The sequence below is a fragment of the Neisseria brasiliensis genome, from assembly GCF_009671065.1.
Classification (GTDB): domain Bacteria; phylum Pseudomonadota; class Gammaproteobacteria; order Burkholderiales; family Neisseriaceae; genus Neisseria; species Neisseria brasiliensis.
The window spans coordinates 2584081-2600346 of the sequence record NZ_CP046027.1 but is presented as its reverse complement, the minus strand read 5'-3'; the positions used below and the strand labels follow the sequence as shown (position 1 = coordinate 2600346).

The 16266-nt window shown below is 49.7% G+C and carries 9 protein-coding genes and 1 pseudogene; 6 read left to right on the top strand and 4 right to left on the bottom strand.

The window, feature by feature from the left end; all coding sequences use genetic code 11:
* Positions 1 to 39: 39 nt before the first annotated feature.
* Positions 40 to 3450 carry a transcription-repair coupling factor gene (gene mfd, locus GJV52_RS12970; protein WP_100562603.1) on the bottom strand — a complete coding sequence of 1137 codons (3411 nt, stop codon included), beginning with the start codon at positions 3448 to 3450 and terminating at the stop codon, positions 40 to 42.
* 197 nt (positions 3451 to 3647) lie between these two features.
* Here mfd and GJV52_RS12965 point away from each other — a divergent pair, with 197 nt between their 5' ends.
* On the top strand, positions 3648 to 5600 hold the full coding sequence (locus tag GJV52_RS12965) for a Dam family site-specific DNA-(adenine-N6)-methyltransferase (protein WP_229439446.1): 1953 nt from the start codon (positions 3648 to 3650) through the stop codon (positions 5598 to 5600).
* Between the two features lie 58 nt (positions 5601 to 5658).
* On the opposite strand, the gene dsbD is transcribed toward GJV52_RS12965, so the two are convergent.
* Positions 5659 to 7467, bottom strand: coding sequence for a protein-disulfide reductase DsbD (dsbD, locus tag GJV52_RS12960; protein WP_100562605.1), 1809 nt, complete (start codon positions 7465 to 7467; stop codon positions 5659 to 5661).
* Positions 7468 to 7686: 219 nt separating this feature from the next.
* Entirely contained in the window at positions 7687 to 8460 is a 774-nt protein-coding gene (folE2, locus tag GJV52_RS12955; RefSeq protein ID WP_100562607.1) for a GTP cyclohydrolase FolE2, read from the bottom strand.
* Positions 8461 to 8664: 204 nt separating this feature from the next.
* On the opposite strand from folE2, the gene GJV52_RS12950 reads away from it, so the two are divergent.
* From GJV52_RS12950 to hpnC, 4 genes are all read left to right on the top strand, one after another.
* Positions 8665 to 9825 carry a trans-sulfuration enzyme family protein gene (locus tag GJV52_RS12950; protein ID WP_095501585.1) on the top strand — a complete coding sequence of 387 codons (1161 nt, stop codon included), beginning with the start codon at positions 8665 to 8667 and terminating at the stop codon, positions 9823 to 9825.
* A 155-nt stretch (positions 9826 to 9980) separates the two neighbouring features.
* Positions 9981 to 10307, top strand: coding sequence for a hypothetical protein (locus GJV52_RS12945; protein ID WP_154212923.1), 327 nt, complete (start codon positions 9981 to 9983; stop codon positions 10305 to 10307).
* A gap of 187 nt (positions 10308 to 10494) precedes the next feature.
* Positions 10495 to 11274 carry a ferredoxin--NADP reductase gene (locus tag GJV52_RS12940; protein WP_100562609.1) on the top strand — a complete coding sequence of 260 codons (780 nt, stop codon included), beginning with the start codon at positions 10495 to 10497 and terminating at the stop codon, positions 11272 to 11274.
* Positions 11275 to 11328: 54 nt separating this feature from the next.
* A complete protein-coding gene (hpnC, locus tag GJV52_RS12935; RefSeq protein ID WP_100562737.1) occupies positions 11329 to 12144 on the top strand; it encodes a squalene synthase HpnC in 816 nt (271 codons plus the stop codon).
* Between the two features lie 85 nt (positions 12145 to 12229).
* On the opposite strand, the pseudogene GJV52_RS12930 reads toward hpnC, so the two are convergent.
* Positions 12230 to 13363, bottom strand: a pseudogene (locus GJV52_RS12930) (polyamine ABC transporter substrate-binding protein).
* 269 nt (positions 13364 to 13632) lie between these two features.
* Between GJV52_RS12930 and alaS the strand changes: the two are divergent.
* Positions 13633 to 16257, top strand: coding sequence for an alanine--tRNA ligase (alaS, locus tag GJV52_RS12925; RefSeq protein ID WP_100562611.1), 2625 nt, complete (start codon positions 13633 to 13635; stop codon positions 16255 to 16257).
* The last annotated feature ends 9 nt before the right edge of the window (positions 16258 to 16266 follow it).

Genomic DNA, 16266 nt, shown 5'->3' with positions numbered 1-16266 from the left:
CGGCTTTTTTTGATTGCAGACAAGTAAAGGTTGCCGATTTTATTCAGCCACCAATACTTTTTCTTTCAAAGTCTTCAACACGTCCTTCACCGTGTTAATCCGCACATCGATATTTTCCATTTCCGCGCTATACCGCAACTTGTCGGCACCGGCCAAGCGGTATTTTTTGTTGGTTTGAATCAGCATGATGATTTCGGTCGGGTCGATGCGGTTGTTTTTACCGAACGTGATGATCATCGCTTCATTGGTGGCATCGATGCCGGCAATACCCATTTCTTTGGCTTGCAAACGCAAATGGTGGCTTTCAATCAAGGTTTTCACGGCAGGTTCGGTCAGGCCGAAGCGGTCGACCAATTCTTCGTGAATGGCGTTGATTTGTTCGCGCGTTTCGGCGGTGGCCAAGCGTTTGTAGAGCACCAAGCGTTCGTGAATGTCGGGGCAGTAATCATCGGGCAGCAGCGCAGGGCTGTGCAGCTTGATTTCGGTAGTCACACCCAGCGGCGCATCCAAATCAGGCTGGCGGCCTTTTTTCAAATCGCGCACGGCTTGCTTGAGCATCTCGGTATACAGCGTGAAGCCGACCTGCATCATCTCGCCGCTTTGGCCTTCACCCAAGATTTCGCCTGCGCCGCGGATTTCCAAATCCTGCATGGCGAGGGTGAAACCGGCACCCAATTCATCGGCGGCGGCAATCGCATCCAAGCGTTTTTCGGCATCTTTGGTGATGTATTCGGGGGTGAGCAGGTAGGCGTAGGCTTGGTGGTGGCTGCGGCCGACGCGTCCGCGCAGTTGGTGCAGTTGCGCCAAGCCGAATTTATCGGCGCGGTTGATGATGATGGTGTTGGCGTTGGGGATGTCGATGCCGGTTTCGATAATGGTCGAGCAGAGCAACACGTTAAACCTTTGCTGTAAAAAGTCGCGCATCACTTGTTCCAACTCGCGTTCACGCAATTGGCCGTGTGCCACGCCGATACGGGCTTCGGGCAACAGGACTTCCAAGCGTTCGCGCATGTTTTCGATGGTATCGACTTCGTTGTGCAGGAAAAACACCTGACCGCCGCGTTTCAATTCGCGCAACACGGCTTCGCGCACGCTGCCTTCGCTGAACGGTTTGACAAAGGTTTTGACGGCCAAGCGGCGGCTCGGTGCGGTGGTAATTAACGAAAAATCGCGCAAGCCTTCCAATGCCATGCTTAAGGTGCGCGGAATCGGGGTGGCGGTCATGGTGAGGATGTCGACATTCGCGCGCAGGCGTTTGAGCTGCTCTTTTTGGCGCACGCCGAAGCGGTGTTCTTCATCGATAATCACCAAGCCGAGATTTTTAAAGTGGATGTCATCCTGCACCAGTTTATGCGTGCCAATCACGATATCGACCGTGCCGTCGGCCATGCCTTCCAAGGCGGCCTTGGTGGTTTTGCTGTTGTTGAAGCGCGATAAAGATGCCACTTTAACCGGAAAATCGGCGAAGCGGTCGGCAAAATTTTGCGCGTGTTGTTCGACCAAAAGCGTGGTCGGTGCCAACACGGCCACTTGTTTGCCGCCCATCACCGCCACAAATGCGGCACGTAAAGCCACTTCAGTTTTGCCGAAACCGACATCGCCGCACACCAATCTGTCCATCGGCTTGCCTTGGGTCAAATCCTTAATCACTGCAGCAATGGCGGCGGCTTGGTCTTCGGTTTCTTCATAGCCGAAACCATCAGCAAAGGCTTGGTAATCCAATTCGTTGATGTCGAATTTATGGCCTTCCTGTGCGGCGCGTTGGGCGTAGAGGTTGAGCAATTCGGCAGCGGTGTCACGCGCTTTTTCGGCGGCTTTGCGTTTGGCTTTGTTCCATGCTGCGGTGCCGAGTTTGTGTAATTGCACATTATCGTGCGCGTGGCCGGAATAGCGGCTGATGAGGTGCAACTGCGACACCGGCACATACAATTGCGCTTCGCCCGCGTATTCGAGCAGCATCATTTCGGCGGTTTCGCCGCCCAAATCCATGGTAACCAAACCCATATAGCGGCCGATGCCGTGTTCTTCGTGCACCACCGGATCGCCAAGGTTGATTTCGGCCAAATCGCGCAACAGGCCGTCTGAAACATCGGCGTGTTTTTTGCGGCGGTTGGTTTTGCGGGATTTGGCGACGTATTGATACAAATCCGATTCGGTAATTACGGCGATGTTTTGCTCGGGCAACTGGAAACCGTAAGCCAGCGGTGCCACGGTAATCATTAAAGGCTCGTGTGCCGATAAAAAGCCTTGCCAATCGCTCACGGCTTTGGCTTTGATACAGTTTTGCTGCATAAAGCCGGTCATGGTTTCGCGGCGGCCGAGACTTTCGGCGCATAACAAAATACGCCCGTCAAAAGCCGTCTGAAAATCGAGCAGGGCTTGAAGAGGTTGTTCTGCTTGGCGGTTGACCGCAACATCGGGCAGGTTTTGGTCGTGACTGAACACATCCGGCCACACTTGGGCATATGCTTTCAGACGGCCTGCGAATTGGTCGGAGGTGAGATACAAATGCTGTGGAAGCAAAGGCGGGTAAGTCTCATCGCCTTGTGCCATTTGGTAGCGTGATTTGACATCGCTTTGAAAACGCGCGGCTTCGGCATGCACATCGCCCAAGCAGACAAACAGTGCATCATTGCCGACATAGTCAAACAGCGTATCCAACTCGTTTTCAAAAAACAGCGGCAGATAATATTCCACGCCTGCGCCGAAATGGCCGTTGCTCACCGCTTTATACACCGCCGCTGCGTGATAGTCGGCATCGATTTCATCGCGGAAACGGCTGCGGAAGATTTTTTGCGCATCGTCGTCGGTAGGGAATTCGTGCGCGGGCAGAAGGCGGATTTCGCTGACCGGCGCGACGGTGCGCTGGGTGTCGGGATCAAAGGTTTTGATGCTGTCGATTTCGTCGTCAAACAAATCCAAGCGGTAGGGCATGTCGCTGCCCATTGGGAACAAATCGACAATGCCGCCGCGCACGGCAAATTCACCCGTGGCCACCACATTCGATACATGGCTGTAACCGGCTTCAATCAAATTACCTTTGAGCGCGTCTAAATCCAAAGATTGGCCGGTCTTCAGCCAAAACGTGCGTCCGGCCAAGAAGGACACCGGCGATAATTTCTGCATCGCCGTTGCCACCGGCACAAATAGCACATCCGCCGCGCCGCTTTTAATCTGCCATAAAGCCGCTAAGCGTTCCGACACCAAATCGTGATGCGGCGAAAAACGCTCGTAGGGCAGCGTTTCCCAATCGGGCAGGAAAACCGCCGTATCGTGTGGCCGGAAAAACTGCCACGCCGTCTGAAGGCGCAAGGCTTGCTCGGCATCTTGGATCAAGACCACTTTAAGCTGCTTGTGTGGCAAATGGCGTGCCAAAGCCAACGGCAATGAGCCTTGCGAGAGATTGAGCCAACGGGTTTTTTCTTGAGGTTTGGGAATCGGATAAGTCATGATGGCAGATGAAAACAGGTTGAGGCCGTCTGAAAGGTTTCAGACGGCCTGAATGTTAGGAATGCTTATTTTATCAGAGAAATAAAATCATGTTGGCGACAGAAAGACCAAGTAAGCGAAAAATCATCGTAGCCATAGCGTGATTTTTGCGGTTTGGCATTATAATGCGATGCACAAGATGCCTTATTTGGAAATATATGTTTCAGATTCACAATCGCCGCTATTTGGGCAGCAAATTCAAGCTGCTGGCTTTTATTGATAACGTGATTGGCACACACTGCCACGATTGCCATACCTTTACCGATTTATTCGGCGGCACAGGCGTGGTCGCGCATCACTTCAACGACCGTTTCCGCATTCAAATCAACGATACTTTATTCGGCAATTTTTTGGCTTATCAAACTTTCTTGGCGGATGAATCGGTGAATTGGCCGCAAATCAAAGAATTAATTGACGGCTACAATCAATTAACCGATATGCCGTCTGAAAACTATTATTCGCACCATTTTGCCGACACCTTTTTGAGTCGCCAAAATATGCGCAAAGTCGGCGTGATTCGTGACGACATCGATGCTTTGTTCGCCCAAGGCAAAATCAATGCACGTGAACAGGCGGTGTTGATTACATCATTATTGTATGCCATCGACCGCATCGCCAATACTGTCGGCCATTACGATGCTTTCCGCCGCAGTGGCGATTTGACCAAGCCGCTGGTGTTGCGTTTGCCGCAAACACAAGAAGCACACAATCAGGGGAATCAAATTTTTCAGCAGGATGCCAATGAGCTGGTGAAAAGCATTCGCAGCGACATCGTGTATATCGACCCGCCGTATAATTCGCGCCAATACGGCGATGCTTATCATTTTTTGGAAAATGTTGCCGTCAACGCCAAGCCTGAAGTGCACGGTGTGGCGCGTAAAATGGACAGAAGCCATCTAAAAAGCGATTATTGCACGCAAAAAGCAGCGGCGCAGTTTGGCCAATTGATTGAAAACATTGATGCTAAATACATTTTGGTGTCGTATAACAATACCGGTTCGAAAATCAATTCACGCTCGAATGCCAAAATTTCCGATGTACAAATCATGGAAATTTTGCAGAAAAAGGGCAAAGTGTCGGTATTTGAGCAGGATTTTCATGCGTTTACCACCGGCAAAACCCAGTTGACCGAGCATAAAGAGCGTTTGTTTTTGTGTGAAGTCGGCATTCGTGACGAATCGTTTGTGCTGACACCCTCGAATGAATCGAATGAAACCATCGTTAAATCGCCGTTGAACTACACCGGCGGCAAGGGTAAATTGTTGCCGCAAATCAAGGCCAAGCTGCCCGAGCGTTTCGGCGTGTTTTACGATGTATTTTCAGGCGGCGCCAATGTGGGCATCAATGTCTTGGCTGATGAAATTATTTGCATTGATAAAAACCAGCAACTGATTGATTTACTCAATTTTATTCAAAGCCAAAGCTATACCGATTTGGTAGCGCAATTGGAGCAAAAAATCGCGCATTACGGCTTAAGCGATACTTTCCGCCACGATTACGATTTTTATGAATGCAACAGCAACAATGGTTTGGGCAAATTCAATAAAGAGCCGTTTGCCCAGTTGCGGCAAGATTACAACCAATCGAAAGACAATTTATTGTTTCTGCTGCTGATTTTTTACGGCTTCAACAACCAAATCCGTTTTAACCAAAAAGGTGAATTCAATTTACCGGTGGGCAAGCGCGATTTCAATATCAGCCTGCGCAACAAGCTGCGCTTGTTTATGGAAAGGCTGCACACGCGCCATATCCGTTTTGCCTGCCAAGATTTCCGTGATTTAGATATTAAGCATTTACGGCAGCAAAATGCCTTTCTCTATCTTGATCCACCTTATTTGCTGGGCACAGCGGCCTATAACGAAAATGGCGGCTGGACGGCGCAAGATGAGCGCGATTTATTGCAGTTTCTCCAAACCTGCAACGCGCATCAGATTCGCTTTGCCTTATCTAATGTGATGAAACACAAAGGCGAAATGCATCAGCAATTATTGGATTGGTGTGTTGAACATGCGTTTAACATCAACTATTTGAATTTCCATTACCAAAACGCCAATTATCAGGCGAAGCACAAAAATAGCGAAACACAGGAAGTGTTGATTACCAATTATTGATCAAATAAAAAGGCCGTCTGAAAAAATACTTTTCAGGCGGCCTTAATCTAAGGTCGCATTATTTTTCGTTTTGTCGATACCATTCGATAAACGCATCCGGTTTCACAAAACCCAATAAGGCTTCGCTGCGTGTACCGTCGGCACGAATCACAAACACACCAGGCGGGCCGAATAAGCCGTATTCTTTCAACAAGGCTTGGTGCTCGGCGGTATTAGCGGTGACATCGATTTGGAAGAAACGCTGCATATCCACCACCTCATGCACTTGCGGCTGGTTGAGCGTGTAGGCGGCCATTTCTTTGCAGGAAACGCACCAATCGGCATAGAAATCGAGCAATACCGGTTTCGATGGGTCGGCTTTCAAAGCGGCATCCATCGCGGCTTTGAGTTCGGCTACATCGGTGAACATGATGCCGTGATCGCTGCTTTGTCCCGCTTCAGATGGCGGAGTCAAGGTTAAGAAATGGTGTAGGGCGGTGGTTTGGCGTTGGTAGCTTTGCCAGCCGAACCATGCGCCGCCAATCAGCAGCAAAAAGCCCAATACCATCGCCACGCTTTTCAGACGGCCTGTTTGCTTGCCGGCGCGCACCAGCAGCCACACCGCCGGAACCAACAACAATAAAGTATAAAGCGACACCACCAGCGCGTAAGGCAGGTAAGGCGTAGCCAAATACACCGCTACCGCCAGCAGAATAAAGCCGAACGCAGACTTGATGCCATTCATCCAATCACCGGCGCGCGGCATGATGTGGCCGCCGAATGTGCCAATGATAATCAGTGGCACGCCCGTGCCCAAGGCCAGCGCATACAAGGCCAAGCCGCCCAATACCGCATCACCGGTCTGGCCGATGTAGCCCAAAGCAAAGGCCAAAGGCGGCGCCACACAGGGGCCGACAATCAGCGCAGAAAGCATACCCATCACAAATACCGAAGCCATGCGGCCGCCGGAGAGTTTGTTGCTTTGATTTTGGAAATAGGATTGCACCGAGCTTGGCAATTGGATATTGAAGAAACCGAACATCGACAAAGCTAGAATCACCATAATGGCAGAGGCGGTCAGCACTACCCAAGGCTGTTGCAGCCAGACGGTCAACAGCGCACCGGTTAGGCCGGCAAACACACCGACCAGCGTGTAAGTGAGCGCCAAACCCTGCACATACACCATCGATAAGGCAAACGCGCGGCCTTTGCCGGCATTTTTATCGCCGACGACAATGCTCGATACAATCGGCAGCAACGGATACATACAGGCGGTAAAGCTCAAACCCAAACCTGCGAGAAAAAACGCCAACAGATTGGCGTTCAAGGTATCCCAAGACAGTTTGAAGCGGCTGCTGTCGCTCTTGGCAGGCGCAGATTTCAGGCCGTCTGAAGACGTGGCAGGTCGGGTGAATCGTTCTTTTGCCGACACCGGCGCACCATCCCCTTGCGGCTCATACAGGCCGTTGCCGTTGATGTCGAAAGTGGTATCTACCGGTGGATAGCACACGCCGACTTCGGCGCAACCCTGATAGCTCAAGGTTAATTTATATTGGCCGAACGCTTGTTTGTAAGGCCAATTCACCTGTGCTGCGTGGTGATACACGATTTGCTTGCCAAAAAATTCGTCTTCTTTTTCTTCGCCGGGGCTAAGTTGGGGCGTATCGCCCAACACACCGGCGGGATCGGTGTCGGCGATGATTTTGGATTGGTAAAGGTAATAACCTTCGGCAATCTGAAATTGCACATTAATCCCTTGCTCGGTCACATTCACTTGCGGGCGGAATGCTTGTTCGGGCGGCAACAGCTTCGACGCATCAACCGGCCCGGCAAAAGCCGTGTTAAACAAGGCGAGAAAGGCCAAGATCAAATAAAAGAGTTTTTTCATATCGACAACCTGTCGGTGTGGGGTAGGTTTGTGTTGGTTAAACAAGAATTTAATATCAATGTTTTCGGCATTATAAGTGATTTGAGGCCGTCTGAAAAACAGGAAACGGGTTTACTTGCGTTAAATCAGTTTTAGAGAGTTTATCTTATTGAATATTCATGAAAATCAGGCCGTCTGAACTTATTGCTTTCAGACGGCCTTGCTGAATGAAGTGTTTCGTCAAGGATACGCAATCACCGCATAAGCCGAGTGGTTGTGAATCGATTCAAAGTTTTCACTTTCCACCACAAAGCTTTCCACGCGGGCATCAGCAATCAGTGAAGTGGCCACATCGCGTACCATGTCTTCCACAAATTTCGGATTTTCATACGCTTGCTCAGTCACGAATTTTTCGTCAGGGCGTTTGAGTAAGCCGTAGAGCTGGCAGCTGGCTTGTGCTTCTACGCAATCAATCACTTCTTCGATGCCGACTTCCGCATTAGCCACCAGCGACACGGTCACATGCGAGCGTTGGTTGTGTGCGCCGTATTGCGAAATCTCTTTGGAACACGGGCAAAGCGAAGTTACCGGCACCATGACTTTCAGGCTGTGGCTGTATGCGCCGTTTTTGATTTCACCGGTAAGGGTCACATCATAATCCAATAGCGACTGAATGCCGGATACCGGCGCGGTTTTCTTGCGGAAAAAAGGAAAGCTCACGCTGATTTTGCCCGAATGCGAATCCAGTAATTCAACCATTTCGCGCGTGAGTTGCTGCAAACGCTCAAAGCTCAAGGCTTCGGTTTGCTGTTCCATCAGCGCGACAAAGCGTGACATATGCGTGCCTTTTTGTTCGGCAGGCAGATACACCGTCATCGTCAAACGGGCCACGGTGGCCTGTTCGCCCTCAGCGGTGCGCAAGGTAATCGGGAAACGTAAATCTTTAATGCCGACTTGGTTAATCGGCAGGTTGCGTAAATCGCGGGTGGATTGCACGTCTGTAATGGCGTTCATGCGTGTTTTTTCCTTAGAATTAAGCCTAGGCTTGGTATGTGTGGGCAGCAAACGGTAATTCAAGGCCGTCTGAAAAGGTCGGCTTGATAACCGATTTTGTAAATGCGAGATTATATCACTTAGCGGGCAGGGTGGTATTAATTGTTTCTATTTTTCAGATAGTGATAGAATGAATGCCATTCATATCGAAACAAGGTTTGTGCCATGAAATTTGCCACCAAAGCGATTCATTCCAGCTACGATTGCGACGAACACCAGCGCGCGCTGATGCCACCGATTTACCAAAACAGTATGTTTGCCACCCATGAAATCGGCGAGCAAACCCCTTACCGTTACTCGCGCTTGAGTAATCCGACGCGCAAAATTTTGGAAGACACGGTTGCCGATTTGGAACACGCTGCCGCCGGTTTTGCGTTTTCCAGCGGCATGGCGGGCATTGATGCCGTGTGGCGGACGTTTTTGAAGCCGGGCGACACCATCATTGCCGTGGCTGATATTTACGGCGGTGCCTATGATTTGTTGAACGATGTGTATGCGCCGTGGGGCGTGAACGTGGTGTTTGCCGATTTGAGCAAGCCCGAAAACCTCGATGCGCTGCTGGCCGAACACGACAACGTTAAAATGCTGTGGCTGGAAACACCGTCAAACCCGTTGTTGCGCTTGGTGGATATTCCGGCCTTAGCTGCCAAAGCCAAGGCAGCCGGTGCGCTGGTTGGCATCGACAATACCTTTGCCACACCGTATCTGCAACGTCCGCTGGATATGGGTTGCGACATTGTGTTTCATTCGGCCACCAAATATTTATGCGGCCATTCCGATGTGTTGATGGGCGTGGTGGTGGTGAAAACCAAAGAATTGGCCAAGCCTTTGCATAGCATGATGGTCAACAGCGGCGCAGTGGCCGGCCCGTTTGACTGCTGGCTGGTGTTGCGCGGCATTAAAACCTTGGCTTTGCGCATGAAAACCCACTGTGAAAATGCCTTGGAAATCGCCAAACGTATGGAAAACCATCCGGCGGTGGAAAAAGTGTTTTACCCAGGGCTGCCGTCGCATGAGCATTACGAATTAGCCAAAACGCAAATGCCTAAGGGCATCGGCGGCGTGGTGACGATTTATCTGAAAAACGACACCAAACAAGCGGCCAACAGCGTGATTCAAAACATGGATTTGGTCAAAATGGCCTCCAGCTTGGGCGGTGTCGAAAGCTTGGTCAACCATTGCTATTCGCAATCACACAGCGGCGTGCCACACGATGTGAAAATGGAAATGGGCATCAAAGTCGGCTTACTGCGTTTTTCCATCGGCATTGAAGACGTGGACGACATTTGGCAGGATATTTCGAAAGCTTTGGACACGACTTTGTAAATATCTAGGCAACTTTTTAATTTTATTTCAAATAAATCAGTTCATTTTAAAATAAAGAGTTGAGAGTGGTATTTACCAAAAATATATTTTCATAAAAGAATTTAGTGATACAATAAAGTTAAATTTTCTCAACCTTCAACATAAAAGGCTTTAAAATGAATAAATTGGTTATGGGTTTGATTTGTGCTACGGTTTTGTCTGCTTGTGGAACGGTTGGTAATGCAGTTATTTCTGATAATGCTTTGAAGGAAAAAGCTGCATTTGCTTTGGATACTACTGCTGATAAAGTAACGATTTCCAATCGTCGTGGCGACATTGATTCGGTTAAATTTGTGGCAACTACACGTGGACGTTCATATCAATGTTACATTACGACGGTAGCAGGTGTACTGTCTTCTGATGCGATTTGCTCGGGTGCAGGCTCCGCAACAGGTTCAACCAATTGCAATGCTTTATCAAAAGCAGCAGGACGTTGTAAATAATTCACTTCATCAGGCAGCCTGAAAAACACTTTTCAGGCTGCCTAAAAAATTGTCATCCAGCCAATAGGCCGTCTGAAAAACATTCAGACGGCATCATAAATTTCCACAAAAACTTTACTGTTATTTTTCAGACGGCCTTAGCGTATAATCAAGGCCGTCTGAAATATTTTTGACCAAAGGAAACCTTATGGCCGCCGCACCTGAAGCCAAGTTCACCGAAGAAAAAGTGTTATGGGTGAAACACCACACGCCCAAACTGATGACATTCGCCATCACGCGCCCCGAAGCCTACCGCTTTTCCGCCGGCCAATTCTCACGCTTGGGTTTCCGCGACGGAGAAGGTTATATCTGGCGTGCCTATTCAGTGGTATCCGCCGAGTATGCCGATACTTTGGAATATTTCGCCGTGTTGATTGAAGACGGTCCGATGTCGGCCAAACTGGCAAAAATGCAGGCAGGCGATGGAATCCTGCTGGACAAAACCGCCACCGGCTTCCTGCTGCCCGAGCGTTTCCCAGACGGCAAAGATTTGGTCATGCTTTCTACCGGCTCCGGCATTGCGCCGTTTCTATCCATCATCGAGCAGCCGGAAATCTGGCAGCGATTCGAGCGCTTGGTGCTGGTGCATTCCGTATCGTATGCCGACGAATTGATTTTCAACCAACGCTTGGCCGATTTAAAAGACCATCCGCTGATTGAAGAGCATTTCCACAAATTGGTGTTCGTGCCGGTCACCACACGCGAAACCACTGAAAACACCTTATCCAACCAGCGCATTCCGGCTTTGCTGCTGGAAGGCGGTTTGGAAAAACACATTGGTTTTACGTTCAACAAAGCCGATACGCGCTTTATGGTATGTGGCAATCCGGCTATGGTGAAAGACACCTTCCAAGCCTTGATGGACTTGGGCTACGCCATGCACCGCAACCGCGAACCCGGCCAAATAATGATGGAAAACGGCTTTTGATTAGGCTGTAAAATGAAAAGGCCGTCTGAAAAAACACCACACAAAGAACATATTATGTCTGTTAACCACTACGAAAATTTCCCTGTCGGCTCCATCATTTTGCCGCGCCGTTTGCGCAAACCCATTCACACCGTTTATGCCTTTGCCCGCACTGCTGATGATATTGCTGATGAGGGCGATGTCAGCGACGAAAGCCGTTTGCACGATTTGACCGAATTGGAACACGAATTAGACCGCATCCAAAAGGGCGAAACGCCACAAACCGCGCTCATGCAGCGGCTTAATCATGAAGCGATTGCACCTTTCAACATGCCGCTTGAGCCGTTTTACGATTTGCTTTCCGCGTTTAAACAAGACGTAGTCAAAAAACGCTATCAAACCTTTGGCGAATTGGTCGATTACTGCCGCCGCTCTGCCAATCCTGTTGGCCGCATCCTGCTGCATCTTTACGGAGAACACGACCCTGTGAGCATCGCCCGCAGCGACGGCATCTGCACCGCTTTGCAACTGATTAATTTTTGGCAGGATGTCGCCATCGATTGGCAAAAAGGGCGCGTGTATATTCCGCAAGATGATTTGGCGCGCTTCAAAGTCACTGAGCAGCAAATCGCCGAGGGCAAAGCCGATTTCGCTTTCCAACGCTTGATGGCACACGAATGCGAACGCGCCTTCAGCATGCTCAAAGGCGGCTCGCCCTTGGGCAAAACGCTCAAAGGCCGAATCGGTTTTGAATTGCGCATGATTATTATCGGCGGCCAGTTAATTTTGCAAAAGCTCGACGGCATTAAATACGATGTGTTTAACGAGCGGCCGGTGTTGGATAAAAAAGACTGGATGATTATCGTCAAACGCGCGTTTCAGAAGAAATAACTTTTGAATAAAACAGACCGTCTGAAAGCAGTAATTTTATTGATTATTGCTTTTCAGACGGCCTGTTTTTTGACTATCATAAGTCTTATTTCCCAGCTTTCAAAGCCTGCCATTGTTGCACCATAAACTTCAACGCATTCGGCTCAATCGGCACCATAATAAAGCTGTTCTTCAAATCTTCATCACTCGGGAAAATCGTGTTGTCGTCACGATAATCGGCGTCCATTAAGGCTCTGGCCGGCATACTCGACGGTGCATAGGTGACAAAATTGCCGTTTTGCGCCGCGATTTCCGGCTCTAAGAAATGATTGATGTATTGATGGGCATTGGCCACATTTTTGGCATCTTTCGGAATGGCAAACGAATCCACCCAGATCCCCACGCCTTCTTTCGGCATCATCACACGGATTTTTTCTTTGCCACCGGCTTCTTCAGCACGGCGTTTGGCAATGTTCAAATCGCCGCCAAAACCAATGGCCACGCAAGTATCGCCGCGCGCTAAATCATCGATGAAACCGGATGACGTGAAGCGCTTAACGTTACGTCGGTTTTGCTTAAGTAAATCCGTGGCCGCCTAAATGTCTTCAGTTTGGCTGCTGTTTGGATTTTTACCCAGATAATTCAACACCATCGGATACATTTCTGCCGCGCTGTCGAGATAGCTGATGCCACATTGTCTCAACTTAGCGGTGTATTTCGGGTTGAACACCAAATCCCATTCGTTTTGCGGCATGGGCATATCGCCCAAGGCTTTTTTTACGCGTTCGGTATTGATGGCAAAGGTGTTGGTGCCCCAAAAAAACGGCACGGCGTATTCATTACCGGGGTCAACGTTTTCCATCAAAGCCATTAATTGCGGATTAAGATTTTTATAATTAGGAATCAGCGCCTTGTCGATTTTTTGATACGCACCGGCCTGAATTTGACGGCCGATAAACGCATTAGACGGGCCGACCAAATCATAGCCGGATTTGCCGGTTAACACTTTGCTTTCCAAGGTTTCGTCGCTGTCGTAAACATCATAGCTGACTTTGATGTTATTTTTGCGTTCAAATTCAGCCACGGTTTTCGGATCGACATAGTCCGACCAATTATAGATTTTCAATGTGCCGCCGTTATTGGCAGTAGGTTGGCCGGCGCTTTGTTTCGTTTCGGGATTGCCGCTACAGGCGGCGAGAGTCAACACGGCCAAGCCGATTAAAGACAAATGTTTGCGCATCGTGTGTTCCTTAATGTCGTTCTCGGGTGTAAAAGTCAGCGATTATAAGCGATAAAATCTTGATTTGGCGAAAAATTATCGATGTTAACATTCATTTTTGAAACACTTCGCCGCAGATGCGCGCATTTGTAGCCGATAATCAGGCCGATAGATAGCTTGAAACAAGGATTTGCGGTAAGATAAGCAGAATCTGAAAATTAAATTCAGACGGCCTTTGAAAAGCTTCAACAGGCCGTCTGAAACTGTTTAAACCTGTTACAGAAAATACCATGAAAACTTCTGAATTACGCCAAAAATTCCTACAATATTTCGAACAACACCAACACCAAATCGTGCGCTCGTCTTCACTCGTGCCGCATGACGACCCGACCCTGCTGTTTACCAACGCGGGCATGAACCAATTTAAAGATGTCTTCTTGGGCTTCGACAAACGCCCATACAACCGTGCCACCACCGCGCAAAAATGCGTGCGCGCCGGCGGCAAACACAACGACTTGGAAAATGTTGGCTACACCGCGCGTCACCACACCTTTTTTGAAATGATGGGCAATTTCTCGTTTGGCGACTATTTCAAACGCGAAGCGATTCATTTTGCTTGGGGCTTTTTGACCGGCAAAGAATGGCTAAATCTGCCGAAAGAAAAATTATTGGCCACCGTGTATGCGGAAGATGATGAAGCCTACAATATCTGGCTGAATGAAATCGGCCTGCCTGCCGAGCGCATTGTGCGCATTGGCGACAACAAAGGCGCGCGTTACGCGTCTGATAACTTCTGGCAAATGGGCGACACCGGCCCTTGCGGCCCTTGCTCGGAAATTTTCTACGACCATGGCGAAGACATCTGGGGCGGCATTCCGGGCAGCCCTGAAGAAGACGGCGACCGCTGGATTGAAATCTGGAACAACGTTTTCATGCAGTTCAACCGCGACGAACAAGGCAACATGAATCCGCTGCCAAAACCAAGCGTCGACACAGGCATGGGCTTGGAGCGCATGGCCGCCGTGATGCAAGGGGTACACAGCAACTACGAAATTGATTTGTTCCAAGACTTGCTCAAAGCCGTTGCCCGCGAAACCTGCGCACCGTTCAGCATGGACGAACCAAGCCTGAAAGTGATTGCCGACCATATCCGCTCTTGCTCATTCCTGATTGCCGACGGCGTATTGCCGAGCAATGAAGGCCGCGGTTATGTGTTGCGCCGCATTATCCGCCGCGCGGTGCGCCACGGTTATAAATTGGGTCAAAAACAACCGTTTTTCCACAAATTAGTGGCTGATTTAGCAAAAGCAATGGGCGAGGCTTATCCTGAATTGGTGGAAAAACAAGCGCAAATCGTAGAAGCCTTGAAAAACGAAGAAACCCGCTTTGCACAAACTTTAGAAACCGGCATGGCCTTGCTGGAAAATGCATTGGCCGATGGCACCAAAACCTTAAGCGGCGAAGTTATCTTCAAACTCTACGATACCTACGGTTTCCCATACGACTTAACCGCAGATATTTGTCGTGAACGTGGCATCGAATTGGACGAAGAAGGCTTTAACCGCGAGATGGAAGCCCAACGCGCCCGCGCCCGTGCCGCACAAAGCTTCAAAGCCAACACCCAATTGGCTTACGAAGGTCAAGATACCGAGTTCCAAGGCTACACCGAACTCCGCACTCAAGCCACTGTATTGGCTTTGTACAAAGACAGCGAAGCCGTGAACGAATTGGCTGAAGGCGAGAGCGGCGTGGTTGTGATTGATTTCACTCCGTTTTACGCCGAATCAGGCGGTCAAGTGGGCGATGTCGGTTTTATCTTTGCCGGAGAAAATCGCTTTGAAGTACGCGATACACAAAAAATCAAAGCTGCGGTATTCGGTCAATTCGGGGTGGTAACGTCAGGCCGTCTGAAAGTAGGCGATGCGGTGACCGCGGAAGTCGATAACGATGTACGTGATGCCAATATGCGCAACCACAGCGCCACCCACTTGATGCACAAAGCCTTGCGCGATGTATTGGGCGACCATGTAGAGCAAAAAGGCTCATTGGTTACCGCCGATTCAACCCGTTTCGATATTTCTCATCCGCAAGCCATCAGCGTGGAAGAAATTGCCGAAATCGAACACCGCGTGAACCAAGCCATTTTGGCCAACGTTGCAGTTGATGCCAATATTATGAGCATGGAAGATGCGCAAAAAACCGGCGCGATGATGCTGTTTGGCGAAAAATACGGTGACGAAGTGCGTGTGTTGCAAATGGGTGATTTCTCTACTGAATTATGCGGCGGCACCCACGTTGCCCGCACCGGCGACATCGGCCTGTTTAAAATCATCAGCGAAGGCGGCATCGCTGCAGGCGTGCGCCGTGTCGAAGCCATCACCGGTCTGAACGCTTTGAAATGGGCGCAAAACCAAGAACGTTTGGTGCGCGACATCATCGGCGAAGTGAAAGCCCAAACCGAGCGCGACGTATTGGCCAAAATCCAAGCCAACGCCGCCCAAACCAAAGCCTTGGAAAAAGACTTAGCCAAAGCCAAAGCCGAATTGGCCGTACACGCAGGTGCCAAGCTGCTGGATAACGCCAAAGACTTAGGCGCAGCCAAACTGGTTGTCGCCCAAATCGAAGCCGATGCCGCTGCTTTGCGTGAAATCGTGACCGATTTAAGCGGCAAATCCGATAAAGCCGTGATTCTGTTGGCCGCAGTTAACGAAGGCAAAGTTTCCTTGTGTGCCGGTGTATCTAAGCCGCTGACTGCAAAAGTCAAAGCCGGTGATTTGGTCAAATTCGTAGCAGAACAAGTCGGCGGCAAAGGCGGCGGCCGTCCTGATTTGGCACAAGCCGGAGGCACCGAAGCAGATAAGCTGCCGCAAGCCTTGGCAAGTGTTGAAGCTTGGGCGAACGAAAAATTGGCTTAATGAGTACAA